We start from the raw sequence: 21242 nt of genomic DNA, 5'->3' as shown, positions 1-21242 counted from the left end.
CTTCGGCTTTCCGTGGCTCAGCTCGGCTTCTTGTCGGCGTCGGTCAGTGGGCCGCGGACTCCCAGTCCTTACCGACGCCGACCGAGACGTCCAGCGGGGCGCGCAGCTCAACCGCGTTCGCCATCTCGTGGCGCAGGATCTCCTCCACCTGCTTCCGCTCGCCCTTCGCGATCTCCAGCACGATTTCGTCGTGGACCTGGAGCAGCATCCGCGAGGTCAGCTCCGCCTCCCGCAGCGCCTTGTCCACCCGCAGCATCGCCACCTTCACGATGTCCGCGGCGGTGCCCTGGATCGGGGCGTTGAGCGCCATCCGCTCGGCGGCCTCGCGGCGCTGGCGGTTGTCGCTGTTCAGGTCGGGGAGGTAGCGGCGGCGGCCGAGGATCGTCTCCGTGTAGCCGGTGGCCCGCGCCTCCTCGACGACCCGGTGGAGATAGTCCCGTACGCCGCCGAACCGCTCGAAGTAGGTGTCCATCAGCACCCGTGCCTCGGCCGGGTCGATGTTCAGCTGCTGGGAGAGGCCGAACGCGGAGAGGCCGTAGGCCAGTCCGTACGACATGGCCTTGATCTTGCGGCGCATCTCCGGGTCGACGGCGTCCTTCTCGACGCCGAAGACCTGGGAGGCGACCGTGGTGTGCAGGTCCTCACCGGAGGTGAACGCCTCGATGAGACCGGCGTCCTCGGAGAGGTGGGCCATGACCCGCAGCTCGATCTGGCTGTAGTCCGCCGTCATCAGCGTCTCGAAGCCCTCGCCGACGACGAAGCCCCGGCGGATGGCCCGGCCCTCGTCGGTGCGGACCGGAATGTTCTGCAGGTTGGGGTCGGTGGAGGAGAGCCGGCCGGTCGCCGCCACCGTCTGGTTGAACGTGGTGTGGATGCGACCGTCGGCGGCGACCGTCTTGATCAGGCCCTCGACCGTGACCCGGAGCTTGGCCTGCTCGCGGTGGCGCAGCATGAGGACCGGCAGCTCGTGCTCGGTCTGCGCGGCCAGCCACGCCAGCGCGTCCGCGTCCGTCGTGTATCCGGTCTTCGTCTTCTTCGTCTTCGGCAGGCCCAGCTCACCGAAGAGGATCTCCTGGAGCTGCTTGGGCGAACCGAGATTGAACTCCCGGCCCACCGCCGCGTGCGCCTCCTTCACCGCCTGCTGCACGGTCCCGGCGAACTGCTGCTCCATGCCTTCCAGATGGGCCCGGTCCGCGGCGATGCCGTGCCGCTCCAGACGGGCCAGGAGGATCGAGGTCGGCAGCTCCATGTCGTGGAGCAGCTCGGTGGCGTTGACCTCCTTCAGACGGGTCGTGAACGCGTCCCCCAGGTCGAGCACGGCGCGGGCCTGCGCCATCAGGGCGTCCTGCTCGGCCCGGTCGTCCGCGCCGAAGGCCAGCTGCCCGTCGGAGGCGGCGGCCGGGGCCAGCTCACGGCCCAGATACTCCACGGCCAGCGCGTCCAGGGCGAAGGAGCGGCGGCCCGGCTTCACCAGATACGCGGCGAGCGCGGTGTCCATCGCGACGCCTTCGAGCTGCCAGCCGTGCTCGGGGAAGACCCGCATCACGTTCTTCGCGTTGTGCAGGACCTTCGGCCGCTCCGGGTCCGCCACCCACGCGGCGAACGCCCGCTCGTCGGCCTCCTCCAGCTGCGTCGGGTCCAGCCAGGCGGCGGCCCCGTCGGCGGCGGCGAGCGCGACCTCGGTGACCGTGCCGGCACCCAGCGACCAGGTGTCGACGGTCATCACGCCGAGCGGCTGCGCACCGTGCGCCTCCAGCCACGGGGCGACCTCACCCGAGCCGAGGACCGCGCCGTCCAGCTCGATACCGGCCGCCGGGGCGGGCGGCTCGGCCTCCGCGGCGCCCGGGTCGACGGCGAGCAGGCGCTCGCGCAGGCTCGGGTTGCGGATCTCCAGTATGTCCAGAATGCCGGTGACCGCCGAGCGGTCGTAGGGGGCCCGCTCCAGGTCGGTCGCGGACTTCGGCAGCTCCACGTCCCGGACCATCTCGGTCAGCACCCGGTTCATCTTCACCGCGTCCAGGTGGTCGCGGAGATTCTGCCCGGCCTTGCCCTTGACCTCGTCGGCCCGCTCCATCAGCTCGGTGAACGAACCGAACTGGTTGATCCACTTCGCGGCCGTCTTCTCACCGACGCCGGGAATGCTCGGAAGGTTGTCCGACGGGTCGCCGCGCAGGGCCGCGAAGTCCGGATACTGCTGCGGGGTGAGCCCGTACTTCTCGACGATCTTCTCCGGGGTGAACCGGGTCAGCTCGGAGACCCCCTTCGTGGGGTACAGCACGGTCACGTTCTCCGTGATCAGCTGGAAGGAGTCCCGGTCACCGGTGACGATCAGCACCTCGAACCCGGCCGCCTCGGCCTGGGTCGCCAGCGTCGCGATGACGTCGTCCGCCTCGAACCCGTCCACCGCGAACCGGTCCGCGTGCATCGCGTCCAGCAGCTCGCCGATCAGCTCCACCTGCCCCTTGAACTCGTCGGGGGTCTTGGAGCGGTTCGCCTTGTACTCCGGGAACTCCTGCGCCCGCCACGTCTTACGGGACACGTCGAACGCCACCGCGAAGTGCGTGGGCGCCTCATCACGCAGGGTGTTCGCCAGCATCGACATGAAGCCGTACACGGCATTCGTCGGCTGCCCCACCGCCGTCGTGAAATTCTCCGCGGGCAGGGCGAAGAACGCCCGGTACGCCAGGGAGTGCCCGTCCATGAGGAGCAGGCGCGGTCGGTTGTCTGCCGTCTTCTTCGATGCCGTCTCAGCCACGCCCCCGATCCTGCCACGCCCCACTGACAATCCGGACCGGGCACGGCCTTGCGCACCCGTGACAGGATCGATGGTGACGACATGAATACGCCGCCGCGTGGAAGAAGCGCTCGAAGGGGAGCAGCATCATGGCCAGCAAGCCGCCGACCGGTGACCCGGTCCAGGACGCCCCGCAGGTCGAAGCGGCCCCGCACGCCGCCGCCGGGCTGCCCGCCGTCGCCCACTCCCTGCGCATCGCCCAGCAGCAGATGGGCGTGCGCCGCTCCGCCCAGACCCTCCTCAAGGTCAACCAGAAGAACGGCTTCGACTGCCCCGGCTGCGCCTGGCCCGAGGGCGACAAGCGGCACACCGCCGAATTCTGCGAGAACGGGGCGAAGGCCGTCGCCGAAGAGGCGACCCTGCGCCGCGTCACCCCCGACTTCTTCGCCGCCCACCCCGTCGCCGACCTCGCCGGACGCAGCGGCTACTGGCTGGGCCAGCAGGGCAGGATCACCCAGCCGGTGTACCTCCCCGAAGGCGCCGACCGGTACGAGGCGGTCACCTGGGAGCGCGCCTTCGCGATCATCGCCGAGGAGCTGACAGCGCTCTCCTCCCCCGACGAGGCCCTCTTCTACACCTCGGGACGTACGAGCAACGAGGCCGCGTTCCTCTTCCAGCTCTTCGCCCGCGAGTTCGGCACCAACAACCTGCCCGACTGCTCCAACATGTGCCACGAGTCGTCCGGCTCGGCGCTCAACGAGACCATCGGCATCGGCAAGGGCAGCGTCTCCCTGGAGGACATCCACCAGGCCGACCTGATCATCGTCGCCGGACAGAACCCCGGCACCAACCACCCCCGGATGCTCTCCGCCCTGGAGAAGGCCAAGAACGCGGGCGCGAAGATCATCTCGGTGAACCCGCTCCCCGAAGCGGGCATGGAGCGGTTCAAGAACCCGCAGACCCCGCACGGCATGCTCAAGGGCACCCCGCTCAACGACCTCTTCCTCCAGATCCGCATCGGCGGCGACCAAGCCCTCTTCCGCCTCCTCAACAAGCTGATCCTCGCCACCGAGGGCGCCGTCGACACCGCGTTCGTCACCGAACACACCCACGGCTACGAGGAGTTCGCCCAGGCCGCCGAAGCCGCCGACTGGGACGAGACCCTCACCGCCACCGGCCTCACCCGCGCCGAGATCGAACAGGCCCTCGCCCTCGTCCTCGCCTCCGAGCGCACCATCGTCTGCTGGGCCATGGGCCTCACCCAGCACAAACACTCCGTTCCCACCATCCGGGAAGTCGTCAACTTCCTCCTCCTGCGCGGGAACATCGGCCGCCCCGGCGCCGGGGTCTGCCCGGTGCGCGGCCACTCCAACGTCCAGGGCGACCGCACCATGGGCATCTTCGAACGCCCCGCACCGGCCTTCCTCGACGCCCTCGACAAGGAGTTCGGCATCACCTCGCCCCGCCACCACGGCTATGACGTGGTGCGCGCCATCCAGGCCCTGCGCGACGGCGAGGCCAAGGTCTTCTTCGCGATGGGCGGCAACTTCGTCGCCGCCACCCCCGACACCGCCGTCACCGAGGCCGCGATGCGCCGCGCCCGCCTCACCGTCCACGTGTCGACCAAGCTCAACCGCTCCCACGCCGTCACCGGCACCCGCGCGCTGATCCTCCCCACGCTCGGCCGCACCGACAAGGACGTCCAGACGGGCGGCAAGCAGTTCGTGACCGTCGAGGACTCCATGGGCATGGTCCACGCCTCACGAGGCAACCTCACCCCCGCCAGCCCCCATCTCCTCTCCGAGCCCGCCATCGTGGCCCGCCTCGCCCGGGCGGTGCTCGGCGCCGACTCCCGTACACCGTGGGAGGAGTTCGAGCGGGACTACGCCACCATCCGCGACCGCATCTCCCGCGTCGTCGCCGGCTTCGAGGACTTCAACACCCGCATCGCCGCCCACCCCGGCGGCTTCGCCCTCCCGCACGCCCCCCGCGACGAACGCCGCTTCCCCACCGCCACCGGCCGCGCCAACTTCACCGCCGCTCCCGTCGAGTTCCCCGAACTCCCCGCAGGCAGGCTCCTGTTGCAGACCCTGCGCTCCCACGACCAGTACAACACCACCATCTACGGCCTCGACGACCGCTACCGCGGCATCAAGGGCGGCCGCCGCATCGTCATGGTCAACCCCGACGACGCCGCCGCCCTCGGCCTCACCGACGGCGCCTACACCGACCTCGTCAGCGAGTGGAAGGACGGCGTCGAGCGCCGGGCCGAGGGCTTCCGCGTCGTCCACTACCCCACCGCCCGCGGCTGCGCCGCCGCCTACTACCCCGAGACCAACGTCCTGGTCCCCCTCGGCTCCACCGCCGACACCAGCAACACCCCGGCCAGCAAGTCGGTCGTCATCCGCTTCGAGGAGCCCCGGAGCACCCCCGGCGACGACTGAAAACCGCCACCCCCTAAGCGTCCGCTCAGTCGTCTGGTAAGAACAGTGCACACAGCAATGAACCAGCGCAGACGATCGGAGCCGGACCCATGGGCGAGCACACCGCACCCCTCTTCCCGCAGGAAGTCATCGACGAGTACGCGGCACTCGGCGTCGACCTGCCCGCCCTCTTCTCCGCCGGCCACCTCGGCGAGCGCATGGGCGTGACCATCGTCGAGGCCGCCGCCGACCGCGTCGTCGGCACCATGCCCGTCGAAGGCAACACCCAGCCCTACGGCCTCCTGCACGGCGGCGCCTCCGCCGTCCTCGCCGAGACCCTCGGCTCCATCGGCTCCATGCTCCACGGCGGCGCCACCAAGATCGCCGTCGGCGTCGACCTCAACTGCACCCACCACCGGGGCGCCCGCAGCGGCCTCGTCACCGGCGTCGCCACCCCCGTACACCGGGGCCGCTCGACCGCCACGTACGAGATCGTCATCACCGACGAACAGGACAAGCGGGTCTGCACCGCCCGCCTCACCTGCCTCCTCCGCGACACTCCCCGCCCCGACGCCGGCTGACCACCCGCACCCCGGCGCGACCCCACCACCGCGCCCCGACGGCACACCCCGTCACCCCCCGCACCACCGCCGCAAGACCCCCTGCCCGGCCGGAAACCGCACCTCGCAATCCGGCCGGGCAGCGCCATATCCCCACCAAATCCAGCGGAGTTGATCACCACCCTCGGTCAACACCCTTGACGGCGAGCCACGTTCCATGAGCCACTCAGCAGCCACATTGGCCTCAGCGAACTCGAACGCACCTTCGCCGTTGTAACACTGCGTAACAACCACGAAATGTGAAAACCAACCGCCACCCCGGCCCGAGGCCCCCGGGGCACTCCGGCACGCCCGACGCCACCCCCACCCCGCGTCAGCACCAAGATCACCCCAAGCCCCTTAGCAGAGCTGCGCGTTCTCAGCATGTGGTCATTCCGCACTCCGTGCCAAAGCCGCACATCCACACCCGGAAACCTCAAGCCTTGCTCAACGGCATAACAAGAGCGTCACATCCGACGCCGACCCGTCCCGGACGCCCCCGGCTGCGCTTAGAGTCACCGCCAGTCACCGCGCCGCCGGGCACGTCTGCAGCACAACCCCCAAGCACCACCCCCAGCACGACCCGGCGACCGACACGGCACCTCAAGCAGAGGAGGCCGCGCCAGGGAAAGGACTTTTCGTGCGACACCGTTCTTTGCTCATACTCACCGCCGTGCTCACCACCGGAGCACTCACCCTCACCGCCTGCGGTTCGCGCGACGACAGCAACAACAGCAGCGGCAGCGACGGCGGCACCACCACCGTCGTCATCGGCGTCGACGCCCCGCTCACCGGCGACCTCTCCGCCCTCGGCCTCGGCATCAAGAACTCCGCCGACCTCGCCGCCAAGCAGGCCAACGCCAAGAAGTACGTCGACGGCGTCACCTTCGAGATCCAGGCCCTCGACGACCAGGCCCAGCCCTCGTCCGGCCAGCAGAACGCGAGCAAGTTCGTCGCCGACAAGAAGGTCCTCGGCACCGTCGGCCCGCTGAACTCCTCCGTCGGCGAGTCCATGCAGAAGGTCCTGGCCGACGCCAAGCTCGTCCAGGTCTCCCCCGCCAACACCTCGCCCTCCCTCACCCAGGGCCAGAAGTGGAACGAGGGAACCAAGGAGCGCCCCTTCGCCTCCTACTTCCGCACCGCCACCACCGACGCCGTCCAGGGCCCCTTCGCGGCGCAGTACCTCTTCAACGACGCCAAGAAGAAGAAGGTCTTCGTCATCGACGACAAGAAGACCTACGGCGCCGGCCTCGCCGGCACCTTCAAGGCCGAGTTCACCAAGCTCGGCGGCAAGGTCGTCGGCACCGAGCACATCGACCCCGAGACCAAGGACTTCTCCTCGGTCGCCACCAAGGTCAAGAGCGCCGGCGCCGACGTCGTCTACTACGGCGGCGAATACCCCGCGGCCGGCCCGCTCAGCAAGCAGATCAAGAAGGCCGGCGCCAAGATCCCGCTCGTCGGCGGCGACGGCATCTACAGCGCCGAGTACATCAAGCTCTCCGGCGCCGAGGGCGTGGGCGACCTCGCCACCTCGGTCGGCGCGCCGATCGACACCCTGCCGTCCGCCAAGGAGTTCGTCGCGAACTACGAGAAGGCCGGCTACAAGGAGCCCTTCGAGGCCTACGGCGGCTACTCCTACGACGCCGCCTGGTCGATCATCGAGGCCGTCAAGGCCGTCGTCGACGCCAACGACGGCAAGCTCCCCGACGACGCCCGCGCCAAGGTCGCCGAGGCCGTCGGCAAGGTCGACTTCGAAGGCGTGACCGGCAAGGTCTCCTTCGACGAGTTCGGCGACACCACCAACAAGCAGCTCACCGTCTACGAGTACAAGGACGGCGCCTGGGCCGCGGTCAAGTCCGGCGAGCTCACCAGCTGACCCACCAGCCTGACCCACCACCGGCAGCGCGGGGCGCCGCACACCATGCGCCCCGCGCTGTTCTATACCCGGCGAAAGACACGGAGGACCCGCGGTGAACGAACTGCCGCAACAGCTGGTCAACGGCCTGCTACTCGGATCGATGTACGGGCTCGTCGCCATCGGCTACACGATGGTCTATGGCATTGTCCAGCTCATCAACTTCGCCCACGGCGAGATCTTCATGACCGGCGGCTTCGGGGCCCTCACGGTCTGGCTCATACTCCCCAGCGGCACCAGCGTGCTGCTCGCACTCCCCCTCATGCTCATCGGCGCCATCCTCGTCGCCACCCTCATAGCCGTCGGCGCGGAACGATTCGCCTACCGACCGCTCCGCGGCGGACCACGCCTCGCGCCCCTCATCACCGCCATCGGCCTCTCGCTCGCCCTCCAGCAAGCCGTATGGGCCTGGTACCCGGGCGCCAAGTCCGCCCGCACCTTCCCCGAGATCCCCGGCGGCCCCTTCGAGCTCGGCCCCGTCACCATCCAGACCGGTGACGTCTTCCTGCTCATCGCCGCCCCCATCTCCATGGCCGTCCTCGGCTACTTCGTCATCAAGACCCGCACCGGCCGCGGCATGCAGGCCACCGCGCAGGACCCCGACACCGCCAAGCTCATGGGCATCAACACCGACCGCATCATCGTGGTCGCGTTCGCCCTCGGCGCCACCTTCGCCGCCATCGGAGCCGTCGCCTACGGCCTCAAGTACGGCGAAGTCCAGTTCCGCATGGGCTTCCTGCTCGGCCTCAAGGCCTTCACCGCAGCCGTCCTCGGCGGCATCGGCAACATCTACGGCGCCATGATCGGCGGCCTCACCCTCGGCGTCGCCGAGACCATGGCCGCCGCCTACATCGCCGAAGTCCCCGGCCTCGAACAGCTCGGCGGCCAGTCCTGGGCCAACGCCTGGGCCTTCGTACTCCTCATCCTCGTGCTCCTCTTCCGGCCCCAGGGCATCATGGGCGAGCGCGTCGCGGACAGGGCGTGACCACCATGACCACCACACAGACCACCACCACGGTCACCGCACCCGCAACGACCGCACCCACCACCCGCGGCCCGCTCACGCTCCCGCCGCACATAGCCCGGGCCACCGCCACGGCCGGCGGCGCACTCACCGTCGTCTCCGCCTTCCTCGCCTGGACCTGGACCTCCGCCTTCCCCGGCGACCTCACGGTCTACGGCTACCCCGGCGGCCTCCAGTGGCTCGTCCTCGTCAGCGGCGCCCTCCTCGCCCTCTTCGGCCTCTCCTCCTACGGGATCAAGGGCCTGGGCTGGCTCACCCCCCAAGGCGCCGACCCCGCGATCCGGCTCGCCTCCTACGCGGCCCTCGCCACCGCCTGGTTCTCGATCATCGCCATCAGCGTCAGCCTCGGCGGCGTCGTCAACCTCGAACCCGGCGCCTACGTCGCCGCCATCGCCACCCTCATCGGCTGGACCGGCGCCCGCTCCCTGCCCTACGAGCGGCCCGAGAACCACCCGGCCGACCCCGACGACAGCGGCTTCGAGCAGTTCAAGCACAACCTGAGCAACCGCTGGACCACCTACAAGAGCGCCTTCGCCACCGACAGCGCCCGGCCCGCGAAGCCCCTCCCCTCGTACCTCGAGATCCTGATCGTCGCGGTCGTCCTCGCCCTCGGACTCGTCGTCTTCACCTACGGCATCAGCACCGAGTACGACGAACTCTTCATCGGCTTCCTCATCACCGCCGGCTTCGGCTTCGCGGCGATCCAGAAAGCCGGCCTCATCCAGCGCGTGACCACCCTCACCGCACGCCACCGCAACGTGACCCTCGTCGGCGCCTTCGTCGCCGCCGCGGCCTTCCCGTTCACCCAGTCCGACGACCAGTACGCGACCATCGGCGTCAACATCCTCATCTTCGCCACCGTCGCCCTCGGCCTCAACATCGTCGTCGGCCTCGCCGGCCTCCTCGACCTCGGATACGTCGCCTTCCTCGGCGTCGGCGCCTACGCCGCCGCCCTGGTCTCCGGCTCCCCGACCTCCCCGCTCGGCATCCACCTGCCGTTCTGGCAGGCCATCCTGGTCGGCGCCGCCGCATCCATGGTCTTCGGCGTCCTCATCGGCGCTCCCACCCTGCGACTGCGCGGCGACTACCTCGCCATCGTGACCCTCGGCTTCGGAGAGATCTTCCGCATCGCCGTCCTCAACCTCGACGGCACCTCCGGCCCCGACGTCACCAACGGCTCCAACGGCATCTCCTCGATCCCGAACCTCAACCTCTTCGGCTTCGACTTCGGCGCCACCCACACCATCGGCGGATTCACCATCGGCCGCTTCGCGAACTACTTCTTCCTGATGCTGCTGGTCACCCTCATCGTGGTCGTTGTCTTCAGGCGAAGCGCCGAATCCCGCATCGGCCGCGCCTGGGTCGCCATCCGCGAGGACGAGACAGCCGCCGAAGCCATGGGCATCAACGGCTTCCGCACCAAGCTCATCGCCTTCGCCCTCGGCGCCACCCTCGCCGGCCTCGCCGGAGCCGTACAGGCACACGTCACCTACACCGTGACCCCCGAGCAGTACCAGTTCGCCCACGCCGTACCCCCCAACTCGGCCTTCCTCCTCGCAGCGGTCGTCCTCGGCGGCATGGGCACCATCAGCGGCCCCCTCATCGGCGGCGCACTGCTCTTCCTCATCCCGAACAAGCTCCAGTTCATGAGCGACTTCCAGCTCTTCGCCTTCGGGCTCGCACTGGTCCTGCTGATGCGCTTCCGCCCCGAAGGCCTCATCGCCAACCGCCGCCAGCAACTCGAGTTCCACGAGAAGGACGAAGCGCCCGCCACTCTCACCAAGGCAGGGGCCTGACGATGACCACCGACACCACCACCGCCGAGGTCACAGCCGTGAGCACACCCGGCGAAACCGTCCTCGACGCCCGCGGCGTCACCATGCGGTTCGGCGGCCTCACCGCCGTCCGCTCCGTCGACCTCACCGTCAACGCCGGTGAGATCGTCGGACTCATCGGCCCCAACGGCGCCGGCAAAACCACCTTCTTCAACTGCCTCACCGGCCTCTACACCCCCACCGAAGGCGAAGTCCGCTACAAGGGCAACGTCCTCCCCGCCAAATCCTTCAAGATCACGGCGACCGGCATCGCCCGCACCTTCCAGAACATCCGGCTCTTCTCCAACATGACCGTCCTGGAGAACGTCCTCGTCGGACGCCACACCCGCACCAAGGAAGGCCTCTGGTCCGCCCTCCTCCGCGGCCCCGGCTTCCACCGCGCCGAAGCCGAATCCAAGGCCCGCGCCATGGAACTACTGGAGTTCATCGGCCTCGACCACAAGGCCGAACACCTCTCCCGCAACCTCCCCTACGGCGAACAGCGCAAGCTCGAAATCGCCCGCGCACTCGCCAGCGAACCCGGACTCCTCCTCCTCGACGAGCCCACCGCCGGCATGAACCCGCAGGAGACCCGCGCGGCCGAAGAACTCATCTTCGCCATCCGCGACAAGGGCATCGCCATCCTCGTCATCGAGCACGACATGCGGTTCATCTTCAACCTCTGCGACCGCGTCGCCTGCCTCGTCCAGGGCGAGAAACTGGTCGAAGGCACCGCCGCCGAGGTCCAGGGCGACGACCGCGTCGTCGCCGCCTACCTCGGCGAACCCTTCGAAGGCGACCCCGGCGCGGCCGAAGTCGCCGAGGTCGAAGCCGCCGAAGCCGCCGCAGCACCGGAGACCACCACCCCGGGAACCACCACCCCCGAGGCACCGGCCACTCCGGCCACCCCCGGCGACAGCACCAGCAAGGAGAACGACCGATGACCGCACTTCTCGAAGTCGAGGACCTGCGCGTCGCCTACGGCAAGATCGAGGCCGTCAAAGGAATCTCGTTCAAGGTCGAAGAAGGCGAAGTCGTCACCCTCATCGGCACCAACGGCGCCGGCAAGACCACGACGCTGCGCACCCTCTCCGGACTGATCAAGCCCCTCGCCGGCCAGATCAAGTTCAACGGCAAGTCCCTCCGCAAGGTCCCGGCCCACCAGGTCGTCTCCCTGGGACTGGCCCACTCCCCCGAGGGCCGCCACATCTTCCCCCGCATGTCCATCGAGGACAACCTGCGCCTCGGCGCCTTCCTCCGCAAGGACAGCGACGGGATCAACAAGGACATCCAGCGCGCCTACGACCTCTTCCCCATCCTCGGGGAACGCCGGAAGCAGGCCTCCGGAACCCTCTCCGGCGGCGAGCAGCAGATGCTCGCCATGGGCAGGGCCCTGATGTCCCAGCCGAAGCTGCTCATGCTCGACGAGCCCTCCATGGGGCTCTCCCCGATCATGATGCAGAAGATCATGGCGACCATCACCGAACTGCGTGCCCAGGGCACCACCATCCTGCTCGTGGAGCAGAACGCCCAGGCGGCGCTCTCGCTCGCCAACCACGCGCACGTGATGGAGGTCGGCAGCATCGTCCTCTCCGGCACCGGCCAGGACCTGCTGCACGACGACTCGGTCCGCAAGGCGTACCTGGGCGAGGACTGAGGTCCTTCCCCTGTACGCGGAGAGGCCCGCACCCGGTTCTTGAGCCGGGTGCGGGCCTCTTCTTCTTTGTACGATCGCGTACGTACGCGGCTACTCGGCCGCCTTCTTCTTCTCCTCGGCGTCCGCGATCAGCGCCTCCGCCAACTGCTGCATCGACATCCGGCGATCCATCGACGTCTTCTGGATCCACCGGAACGCGGCCGGCTCGGAGAGCCCGTAATCGGTCTGCAGAATGCTCTTCGCCCGGTCCACCAGCTTCCGCGTCTCCAGCCGCTGGGACAGGTCCGCGATCTCGCTCTCCAGCGCCTTCAGCTCCGCGAACCGGGAGACGGCCATCTCGATGGCCGGCACGACGTCGCTCTTGCTGAACGGCTTCACGAGGTACGCCATCGCCCCGGCGTCCCGGGCCCGCTCGACCAGGTCGCGCTGCGAGAAGGCGGTGAGCATGAGGACGGGTGCGATGGACTCCTCGGCGATCTTCTCGGCGGCGGAGATCCCGTCGAGGACCGGCATCTTCACATCGAGGATCACCAGGTCCGGCTTGTGCTCCCGGGCCAGCTCGACGGCCTGCTGCCCGTCGCCCGCCTCACCGACGACGGAGTAGCCCTCCTCCTCCAGCATCTCCTTGAGGTCGAGGCGGATGAGGGCCTCGTCCTCGGCGATGACGACGCGGGTCGTCAGCGGCGGGACGTGCGACTTGTCGTCGTCGACGGCGTCTACGGGCTGGGGCGACTCGGGGGTGGTCACGGGGCTCCTTGATTCAGGGCAGGCACTGCTGCGAAGCAGCCTACCTACCTGCTGCTGCCTTCTGTCACCAGGTACACTGCTGATCGGTCACCAGGCCGGGTTGGCGCAATTGGTTGACGCGGAGGTCTCAAACACCTCTGTCCGAAAGGACATGTGGGTTCGAATCCCATACCCGGTACCAGCTCGCAGGGCGGATGTTCACTTTCGCGTGAACATCCGCTTTTTGCTGCGCGTGTTCGTACGAGTGGACGCATGAACGCGCACAGCACAGAGGTACGCCAGAAGGCGCTCGCCCTCCTCCGGACCGGCGTCAAGGGTGCCGAGGTCGCCCGCCAACTGAACGTGCCTCGCGGCACCGTCTCGTACTGGCTCCACATGGACCGCTCCCAGCGTGGTGAGTGCCCCGGGGCGCATGCCCCGTTGTGCCACCGATGCGACGGCACAACCCTCGACGAACCCACCTACGCGTACCTGCTCGGCCTCTACCTGGGCGACGGCCACATCAGTCAATACTCGGCGCACCGAGCACCCAGCCTCATGATCACGCTGGACGATGCCTGGCCAGGCATCCAGGACGAGGCGGAGGCCGCGTTACGCAAGGTCTTCCCCGAGAACTCCACGTGCCGGGTCCGCCGGACCGGCTGCCACAACATCAAGGTCTACTCCAAGCACCTCGCCTGCCTGTTCCCCCAGCACGGCCCCGGCAGGAAGCACGAGCGCGCCATAGCCCTGGAGCCCTGGCAGCAGGCCATCGTCGACGCACACCCCTGGCAGCTCGTACGGGGACTCATCCACTCCGACGGCTGTCGCATCACCAACTGGACCACGCGCATGGTGGGCGGCGAACGGAAGCGGTACGAGTACCCCCGGTACTGGTTCACCAACGTCTCCGACGACATCCGCCGCCTCTACACCGACACCCTCGACGCGCTCGGCATCGTCTGGACGCACTGCACACGGGCGGGCAAGCCCTACAACATCTCCGTAGCCCGACGGGCATCCGTCGCCCTCATGGATGCGCACGTCGGGCCGAAATACTGAGCCGTCCTACTTCGGGCTGTCGTCCTCGCCGATGTGGTGGACGCGGACCAGGTTGGTGGAGCCGGCCACGCCGGGCGGCGAGCCGGCGGTGATCACCACGATGTCGCCCTTCGCGCAGCGGCCGATGCGGAGGAGCTCCTCGTCGACCTGGGCGACCATCGCGTCCGTGGAGTCGACCTTCGGGCCGAGGAAGGTCTCGACGCCCCACGTCAGGTTGAGCTGGGCGCGGGTCGCTTCGTCGGGGGTGAAGGCGAGGAGCGGGATGGGTGAGCGGTAGCGGGAGAGGCGCTTCACCGTGTCGCCGCTCTGGGTGAACGCTACGAGGAACTTCGCGCCGAGGAAGTCGCCCATCTCGGCGGCGGCCCTCGCGACGGCGCCGCCCTGGGTGCGGGGCTTGTTGCGTTCGGTGAGGGGTGGGAGGCCCTTGGCGAGGATGTCCTCTTCGGCCGCCTCCACGATGCGGGACATGGTGCGGACGGTCTCGATGGGGTACTTGCCGACGCTGGTCTCGCCGGAGAGCATCACCGCGTCGGTGCCGTCGATGATCGCGTTGGCGACGTCGGAGGCTTCGGCGCGGGTGGGGCGGGAGTTGTCGATCATCGAGTCGAGCATCTGGGTGGCGACGATGACCGGCTTGGCGTTGCGCTTGGCGAGTTTGATGGCGCGCTTCTGGACGATCGGGACCTGTTCCAGGGGCATTTCGACGCCGAGGTCGCCGCGGGCGACCATGATGCCGTCGAAGGCGGCGACGATGTCGTCGATGTTCTCGACGGCCTGGGGTTTTTCGACCTTGGCGATGACGGGGAGGCGGCGGCCTTCTTCGTCCATGATGCGGTGGACGTCGTCGATGTCGCGTCCGGTGCGGACGAAGGAGAGGGCGATGAGGTCGGCGCCGGTGCGCAGGGCCCAGCGGAGGTCGTCGATGTCCTTCTCGGAGAGGGCGGGGACGGAGACGGCGACGCCGGGGAGGTTGAGGCCCTTGTTGTCGGAGACCATGCCGCCTTCGATGACGGTGGTGTGGACGCGGGGGCCGTCGACGTCGGTGACTTCGAGGGTGACGCGGCCGTCGTCGACGAGGATGCGTTCGCCGGTGGTGACGTCGGCGGCGAGGCCGTCGTAGGTGGTGCCGCAGATGTCGCCGTCGCCTTCGTTTTCGAGGGGTTCGACGGTGATGGTGAAGGTGTCGCCGCGTTCAAGGAGTACGGGGCCTTCGCGGAAGCGTCCGAGGCGGATCTTCGGGCCTTGAAGGTCGGCGAGGATGCCGACGCTGCGGCCGGTCTCTTCGGCGGCTTTGCGGACGTGGTGGTATCGCTGCTCGTGTTCGGCGTAGGAGCCGTGGCTGAGGTTGAAGCGGGCGATGTCCATTCCCGCTTCGACCAAGGCCTTGATCTGGTCGTATGTGTCGGTTGCGGGTCCCAGGGTACAAACGATTTTCGCTCGGCGCATGGTTCGAGCCTAAACCTTACCTACGGGTAGGTATTTGGCTCGGCATGACACCTCAACAACCTTTGGGTGAAGGGTTATTGACAAGTGTTGAATTGTGCAGCAGTCCGCTCCGATGAGCGTTTATCCGAGGGCCGGCGGGATGAGGGTGAAGGACGCTTCGACCTGGGCGTCGATGTTCTGGCGTACGGGTTCGAGGTTGATCGGGGCGGCGTCGGCGGCTTCGGCTCCGCCCGCGGCTGCGGCGTAGGGCAGGGATTCGGCGAAGGCGGCGCGGCCGAGGGGGCTGTGGCGGGTGCCGGTGTCGCTGAGTTCGAGGAGGGCGCCGAGGCGGGTGTCGAGGGCTTCGGCGTATTCGCGGGCGCGTTGGAGGGCTTCGCGGACGGCTTGGCGGCGGGCTGTGGCGTGGTGGGGTGAGGTGGGGCGCAGGGACCACCAGGGGCCGTCGATGCGGGTGAGTTCGTGGTCGGCGAGGCGGGTGATGAGTTCGCCGAGGGTGGTGAAGTCGTTGAGGGTGGCGGTGAGTTGGATGTGGCCGTGGTAGGCGCGGATGCGTTCGGCGCGGCCGTGGCGGGTGAGTTCGGGGTTGATGGTGAGGGTGCCGGTTTCGAGTTTTTCGATGGTGTCGCCGTAGCTCTTGATGAGGTCGAGGGTGGTGGCGTTGCGGTGGGTGAGGTCGTCGAGGGTGGTGCGGCGGTCGGCGCCGCGGGCGGTGAGGGTGATGGCGATGTGGGCGAGTTCGGGGTCGACTTCGAGGTGGGCTTCGCCGCGGACGGTGACGTGGGGGGTGTCGGGGGTGCCGTAGGGGTGGTGGGCAACAGGCGTGGGTGTGGGGGTTTCGGTCATGCGTTCACTGTGGCACGGGGGTGGGTGTGGAGGTGGTGTGTCGGGGGTCATCGGATCGAAACCTGTGTGGGGTGTTGCGTGGAACGGGGGGCGGGTCAGAATCTACGCGCGTTGCCCGTACTGAACGAGGAGTGAGTGAGCGATGTCGTTGGACCCCGTGGACCGCAGGACGTTTCTGGGCCGTTCGGCTGCCGCCGGTGCGGGGGTGGCGTTGGCGGGCGGTGCGGTGGTGGGCGCGGCGGGTACGGCGGAGGCGCACGGCCGCGGGCATGGTCATGGTCGTGGGCGGCCGGGCAGGCGGTACTCGTTCACGGTGATGGGCACGACCGACCTGCACGGGAACGTCTTCAACTGGGATTACTTCACCGACAAGGAGTACGACGACGCGGCCCACAACGATGTCGGTCTGGCGAAGATCTCGACGCTGGTGGATCAGGTGCGCCGGGAGAAGGGGCGTCGGAACACGTTGCTGATCGACGCGGGTGACACGATCCAGGGCACGCAGTTGTCGTACTACTACGCGAAGGTGGATCCGATCACCGCGCGGCGTGGTCCGGTGCATCCGATGGCGCAGGCGATGAACGCGATCGGGTATGACGCGGCGGCGCTGGGGAATCACGAGTTCAATTACGGGATTCCGGTGCTGCGGAAGTTCGAGGAGCAGTGTGATTTTCCGCTGCTGGGGGCGAATGCGCTGGATGCGAGGACGTTGCGGCCGGCGTTCGCCCCGTACGTGATCAAGCGGATGCGGACGCCGTTCGGGCGTGATGTGCGGGTGGCGGTTCTGGGGTTGACGAATCCGGGGATCGCGATCTGGGACAAGGCGAATGTGGGCGGGAAGATGGTGTTCCCGGGGTTGGAGGAGCAGGCGGCGAAGTGGGTGCCGAAGCTGCGTTCGATGGGTGCTGATGTGGTGATCGTGTCGGCGCATTCGGGTTCGTCGGGGACGTCGTCGTACGGGGATCAGTTGCCGTACGTGGAGAATGCGGCGGGTCTGGTGGCGGAGCAGGTGCCGGGGATCGACGCGATTCTGGTGGGGCACGCACATGTGGAGATCGCCGAGCACTTCGTCACGAACAAGGTGACGGGGAAGCGGGTGGTTCTTTCGGAGCCGGCGAAGTGGGGGCAGCGGCTGACGGTCTTCGATTTCGATCTGGTGTGGGAGAAGGGGCGCTGGACGGTCGAGAAGGCGGGTTCGCGGGTGCTGAACTCGAATGCGGTGGCCGAGGACCGGAAGGTGGTCTCGCTGTTGCGGGACGAGCACCGGAAGGTGGTGGCGTACGTGAATCAGGTGATCGGTACGTCGGTGGTGGCGATGTCGACGGCGGATGCGCCGTGGAGGGACGAGCCGATCATCGATCTGATCAACCAGGTGCAGGCGGAGACGGTGGCGGCGGCGCTGGCGGGTGGGGAGTATGCGGAGCTGCCGGTGCTGTCGCAGGCGTCGTGCTTCTCGCGTACGGCGGGGATTCCGGCCGGTGATGTGACGATCCGGGATGCGGCGGGGCTGTATCCGTTCGAGAACACGTTGGAGGCGCGGCTGCTGACGGGGGCGCAGTTGAGGGAGTATCTGGAGTATTCGGCGCGGTATTACGTGCGGACGGCCGCGGGTGGTCCGGTGGATACAGCGAAGCTGACGAATGCGGACGGGATTCCGGATTACAACTATGACGCGGTGTCGGGAGTGACGTACGACATCGATATCGCGCAGCCGGTGGGGTCGCGGATCGTGGGGCTGTCCTTCGAGGGGAAGCCGGTGGATCCGGCGGCGCGCTTCGTGTTCGCGGTGAACAACTACCGGGCGAGCGGTGGGGGCAATTTCCCGCATGTGCCGGGGGCGAAGCAGCTGTGGGCGAATTCGGATGAGATCCGGAACACGATCATCGCGTGGGTGCAGGCGAAGGGGTCGGTGGATCCGGCGGCGTTCGCTTCGGTGGGGTGGCGTCTGACGCGTGAGGGGACGCCGGTGTTCCCGTAACTCTGTGCGGTGTGGTGGTTGTTCGGCCCGGGGCTCCTTCGGTGGGGTCCCGGGCCGTTCTGTGTTCCGGTGGGTCAGACGGACTGGCTGAGGGGGATGAGCGCCGGGGCCTGGGCGGGGACGCGGGGGTGGCCGGTGGTGAGGCCGAAGGTGGTGAAGGCGGTGCGTTCGGGGAGGGGGTAGGGGGTGGTGCCGGTGAGGTTGTTGAGGATGGTGGCGCTGCGCCAGGCGGCGAGGCCGAGGTCGGGGGCTCCGACGCCGTGGGTGTGGCGTTCGGCGTTCTGTACGTAGACGTGTCCGGTGACCGCGCGGTCGAGGATCAGGCGGTACTGGTCGTCGATGCGGGGGCGGTTCGAGGTGTCGCGGCGGAGGTAGGGGTCGAGGCCGCCGAGGAGGGCGTCGAGGGGGCGTTCGCGGTAGCCGGTGGCGAGGATGACGGCGTCGGTGGTGAGGCGGGAGCGGGTGCCTTGCTGGGTGTGTTCGAGGTGGAGTTCGACGCGGGTGTTGGCGAGGCGTCCTGCGGTGCGGACGTGGACGCCGGGGGTGAGGGTGGCGTCGGGCCAGCCGCCGTGGAGGGTGCGGCGGTAGAGCTCGTCGTGGATGGCGGCGATGGTGTCGGCGTCGATCCCTTTGTGGAGCTGCCATTGGCGGGGGACGAGTTCGTCGCGGGCGGTTTCGGGGAGGGCGTGGAAGTAGCGGCTGTAGTCGGGGGTGAAGTGCTCCAAGCCGAGTTTGGAATATTCCATGGGGGCGAAGGCCTGGGTGCGGGCGAGCCAGTGGAGTTTTTCGGCGCCTTCGGGGCGGGCGCGCAGGAGGTCGAGGAAGACTTCGGCGCCGGACTGTCCTGAGCCGATGACGGTGATGTGGTCGGCGGCGAGGAGTTGTTCGCGGTGGCGGAGGTAGTCGGCGGAGTGGAGTACGGGGACGGAGGGGGCTTCGGCGAGGGGGCGCAGGGGTTCGGGGACGAAGGGTTCGGTGCCGATGCCGAGGGCGATGTGGCGGGCGTAGGCGCGGCCGAGGGCTTCGGCTTCGCCGTCGGGGTCGAGTTGGGTGAAGTCGACTTCGAAGAGGGCGCGTTCGGCGTTCCAGCGGACGGCGTCGACCTGGTGGCCGAAGTGGAGTCCGGGGAGTTGTTCGGTGACCCAGCGGCAGTAGGCGTCGTATTCGGCTCGTTGGATGTGGAAGCGCTCGGCGAAGTAGAAGGGGAAGAGGCGGTCGCGGGTGCGGAGGTAGTTGAGGAAGCTCCAGGGGCTGGAGGGGTCGGCGAGGGTGACGAGGTCGGCGAGGAAGGGGACTTGGAGGCTGGCGCCGTCGAGGAGGAGGCCGGGGTGCCAGTGGAAGGCGGGGCGTTGTTCGTAGAAGGTCGCGGCGAGGGGGCGGGGGTCGTCGGGGGCGGTGGGGATGTTGTGGGCGAGGGCGGCGAGGGAGAGGTTGAAGGGGCCGATGCCGATGCCGACGAGGTCGTGGGGGCGGTCGGGTTCGGGAGTGGGGCTGGCCGGTCGGGGGCGGGCCGGTCGGTCATCGCGGGGTGTCGCCTTCTGTGCGGGGGGTGGTGGTGACTGCCAGGTCGGTGGTGGTGGCGGTGATGAGGTCGATGAGGGCCTGGAGGTCTTCGGGGGTGGTGTGGGGGTTGAGGAGGGTGGCCTTGAGCCAGAGGCGGCCGGCGGTGTGGGCGCGGCCGAGGACGGCGTGGCCGCGGTTGAGGAGGGTGCGGCGGAGGGTGGCGACGGTGTGGTCGTCGGCGTCGGTGGGGCGGAAGAGGACGGTGGAGATGGTGGGGCGTTCGTAGAGGTCGAGGGTGGGGGTTTTGGTGATGAGGTCGGCGAGGTGGTGGGCGGTGGCGAGGGTGCGGTCGATGAGGTCGGCGAGCCCGGTGCGGCCGAGGGCCTGGAGGGTGACGGCGATCTTGAGGGCGTCGGGGCGGCGGGTGGTGCGCAGGGAGCGGCCGAGGAGGTCGGGGAGGCCGGATTCGGTGTCGTCGTCGGCGTTGAGGTAGGGGGCGTGGTGGTGGAGGGGGGTGAGGTGGTGGCGTTCGGGGACGGCGAAGAGGCCGGCGGATGCGGGTTGCCAGCCGAGTTTGTGGAGGTCGAGGGTGACGCTGTGGGCGCGGTGGAGGCCGTGGAGGAGGGGGCGGTGAGTGGGGCTGAAGAGGAGGGGTCCGCCGTAGGCGGCGTCGATGTGGAGTTCGGCGCCGTGGGTGGTGCAGAGGTCGGCGATGGTGTCGAGGGGGTCGATGGCGCCGGTGTCGGTGGTGCCGGCGGTGGCGACGACGAGGAGGGGCCGGTCGAGGCGGGCGAGGGTCTGGTCGAGGGCGGCGGGGTCCATCGTGCCGTCGGGGGCGGGGACGGTGACGGGTTCGGGGAGGCCGAGGAGCCAGGCGGCGCGGGCGACGCTGTGGTGGGTGTTGGTGGCGCAGACGGTCTGGACGGGGCCGTGGCGTTCGCGGGCGAGGAGGAGGGCGAGTTGGTTGGCTTCGGTGCCGCCGGTGGTGATGACGGCGTCGGGTGAGGGGGTGTGGGGGTAGATCTCGGCGGCGAGTGCGGTGGTGAGGTCGGCTTCGAGGGCGGAGGCGGCGGGGGCCTGGTCCCAGGAGTCCATGGAGGGGTTGAGGGCGCTGGCGGCGAGGTCGGCGGCGGCTGCGAGGGCGAGGGCGGGGTGTGGAGGTGGGCGGCGCAGTGGGGGTGGGCGGGGTCGGCGGCGCCTTCGGTGAGGGCGGTGACGAGGGCGCGGAGGGCGTGGTGGGCGCCGGTGCCGTGGTCGGGGATGAGGGGTGGGTGGCGGTGCGGGTGCGGGGGTGACGGTGTCGGGTCCGCCGGCGGGGAGGGGGCGTCCCGGAGGGCCGCACCGTCGTGGAGTGCGGTGAGCACGGTGTCGATGAGGGGGCGCAGTGCGGCGGGGCCTGCGGTGCCTCCGGCGAGGGGCGGGGTGGGCATGGGCGGGGTGGTCCTTCGGGAGGGCGGGGGTGGACATGCCAGCTTGTCCCGGGTTTCGGGGGGCGCGGCCGAAGAGCCCAACGATTCG

Annotated in this window: 14 protein-coding genes, 1 tRNA gene and 1 pseudogene; 10 read left to right on the top strand and 6 right to left on the bottom strand. The window is 68.9% G+C overall.

The genetic code is table 11. The features are described from left to right. Positions 1–43: 43 nt before the first annotated feature. A complete protein-coding gene (polA, locus tag R2B67_RS28625) occupies positions 44–2755 on the bottom strand; it encodes a DNA polymerase I (RefSeq protein WP_317822082.1) in 2712 nt (903 codons plus the stop codon). Between the two features lie 128 nt (positions 2756–2883). Here polA and R2B67_RS28620 point away from each other — a divergent pair, with 128 nt between their 5' ends. The 7 genes from R2B67_RS28620 (at position 2884) to R2B67_RS28590 (ending at position 12166) form a co-directional block, all read left to right on the top strand. Then, positions 2884–5178, top strand: coding sequence for an FdhF/YdeP family oxidoreductase (locus tag R2B67_RS28620; protein WP_317822081.1), 2295 nt, complete (start codon positions 2884–2886; stop codon positions 5176–5178). 89 nt (positions 5179–5267) lie between these two features. Then, the gene (locus tag R2B67_RS28615; RefSeq protein WP_018512096.1) at positions 5268–5738 is read left to right on the top strand and encodes a PaaI family thioesterase; all 471 of its coding nucleotides are present in this window, start codon (positions 5268–5270) and stop codon (positions 5736–5738) included. A gap of 658 nt (positions 5739–6396) precedes the next feature. Further along, entirely contained in the window at positions 6397–7632 is a 1236-nt protein-coding gene (locus R2B67_RS28610; protein WP_237325319.1) for a branched-chain amino acid ABC transporter substrate-binding protein, read from the top strand. Between the two features lie 94 nt (positions 7633–7726). Then, entirely contained in the window at positions 7727–8656 is a 930-nt protein-coding gene (locus tag R2B67_RS28605) for a branched-chain amino acid ABC transporter permease (protein ID WP_018512094.1), read from the top strand. Between the two features lie 5 nt (positions 8657–8661). Further along, the gene (locus tag R2B67_RS28600; RefSeq protein WP_381075203.1) at positions 8662–10491 is read left to right on the top strand and encodes a branched-chain amino acid ABC transporter permease; all 1830 of its coding nucleotides are present in this window, start codon (positions 8662–8664) and stop codon (positions 10489–10491) included. 2 nt (positions 10492–10493) lie between these two features. Beyond that, positions 10494–11453 (top strand): ABC transporter ATP-binding protein, encoded by a 960-nt coding sequence (locus R2B67_RS28595; RefSeq protein ID WP_317822075.1) that lies wholly within the window; start codon positions 10494–10496, stop codon positions 11451–11453. After that, entirely contained in the window at positions 11450–12166 is a 717-nt protein-coding gene (locus tag R2B67_RS28590) for an ABC transporter ATP-binding protein (RefSeq protein WP_237325321.1), read from the top strand. Before R2B67_RS28595 ends, R2B67_RS28590 begins: the two co-directional genes overlap by 4 nt. 90 nt (positions 12167–12256) lie before the next feature. Here the strand turns inward: R2B67_RS28590 and R2B67_RS28585 are convergent, their stop codons facing one another. Further along, positions 12257–12913, bottom strand: a complete 657-nt coding sequence (locus tag R2B67_RS28585; protein WP_018512090.1) for an ANTAR domain-containing response regulator — start codon at positions 12911–12913, stop codon at positions 12257–12259. 94 nt (positions 12914–13007) lie between these two features. Between R2B67_RS28585 and R2B67_RS28580 the strand changes: the two genes are divergently transcribed. Both R2B67_RS28580 and R2B67_RS28575 read left to right on the top strand, forming a co-directional pair. Then, positions 13008–13094 (top strand) — tRNA-Leu (locus tag R2B67_RS28580). Positions 13095–13165: 71 nt separating this feature from the next. Continuing rightward, a complete protein-coding gene (locus tag R2B67_RS28575) occupies positions 13166–13954 on the top strand; it encodes a helix-turn-helix domain-containing protein (protein ID WP_317822072.1) in 789 nt (262 codons plus the stop codon). 6 nt (positions 13955–13960) lie between these two features. Here R2B67_RS28575 and pyk read toward each other — a convergent pair whose 3' ends face one another. Together pyk and R2B67_RS28565 are read right to left on the bottom strand one after the other, a co-directional pair. Then, positions 13961–15400, bottom strand: coding sequence for a pyruvate kinase (gene pyk / locus R2B67_RS28570; RefSeq protein ID WP_317822071.1), 1440 nt, complete (start codon positions 15398–15400; stop codon positions 13961–13963). 120 nt (positions 15401–15520) lie between these two features. Then, positions 15521–16243, bottom strand: a complete 723-nt coding sequence (locus tag R2B67_RS28565; RefSeq protein ID WP_317822070.1) for an SIMPL domain-containing protein — start codon at positions 16241–16243, stop codon at positions 15521–15523. A 142-nt stretch (positions 16244–16385) separates the two neighbouring features. Here R2B67_RS28565 and R2B67_RS28560 point away from each other — a divergent pair, with 142 nt between their 5' ends. After that, a complete protein-coding gene (locus tag R2B67_RS28560) occupies positions 16386–18221 on the top strand; it encodes a bifunctional metallophosphatase/5'-nucleotidase (protein WP_317822069.1) in 1836 nt (611 codons plus the stop codon). Positions 18222–18295: 74 nt separating this feature from the next. On the opposite strand, the gene R2B67_RS28555 is transcribed toward R2B67_RS28560, so the two are convergent. Both R2B67_RS28555 and R2B67_RS28550 read right to left on the bottom strand, forming a co-directional pair. Then, on the bottom strand, positions 18296–19672 hold the full coding sequence (locus R2B67_RS28555; RefSeq protein WP_317824973.1) for a lysine N(6)-hydroxylase/L-ornithine N(5)-oxygenase family protein: 1377 nt from the start codon (positions 19670–19672) through the stop codon (positions 18296–18298). A gap of 67 nt (positions 19673–19739) precedes the next feature. Further along, positions 19740–21154 (bottom strand): annotated as a pseudogene (locus tag R2B67_RS28550) (pyridoxal phosphate-dependent decarboxylase family protein). Between the last annotated feature and the right edge of the window lie 88 nt (positions 21155–21242).

Source organism: Streptomyces cyaneofuscatus (assembly GCF_033109485.1).
GTDB lineage: Bacteria > Actinomycetota > Actinomycetes > Streptomycetales > Streptomycetaceae > Streptomyces > Streptomyces cyaneofuscatus.
This window is presented reverse-complemented; position numbering and strand designations above follow the sequence as displayed.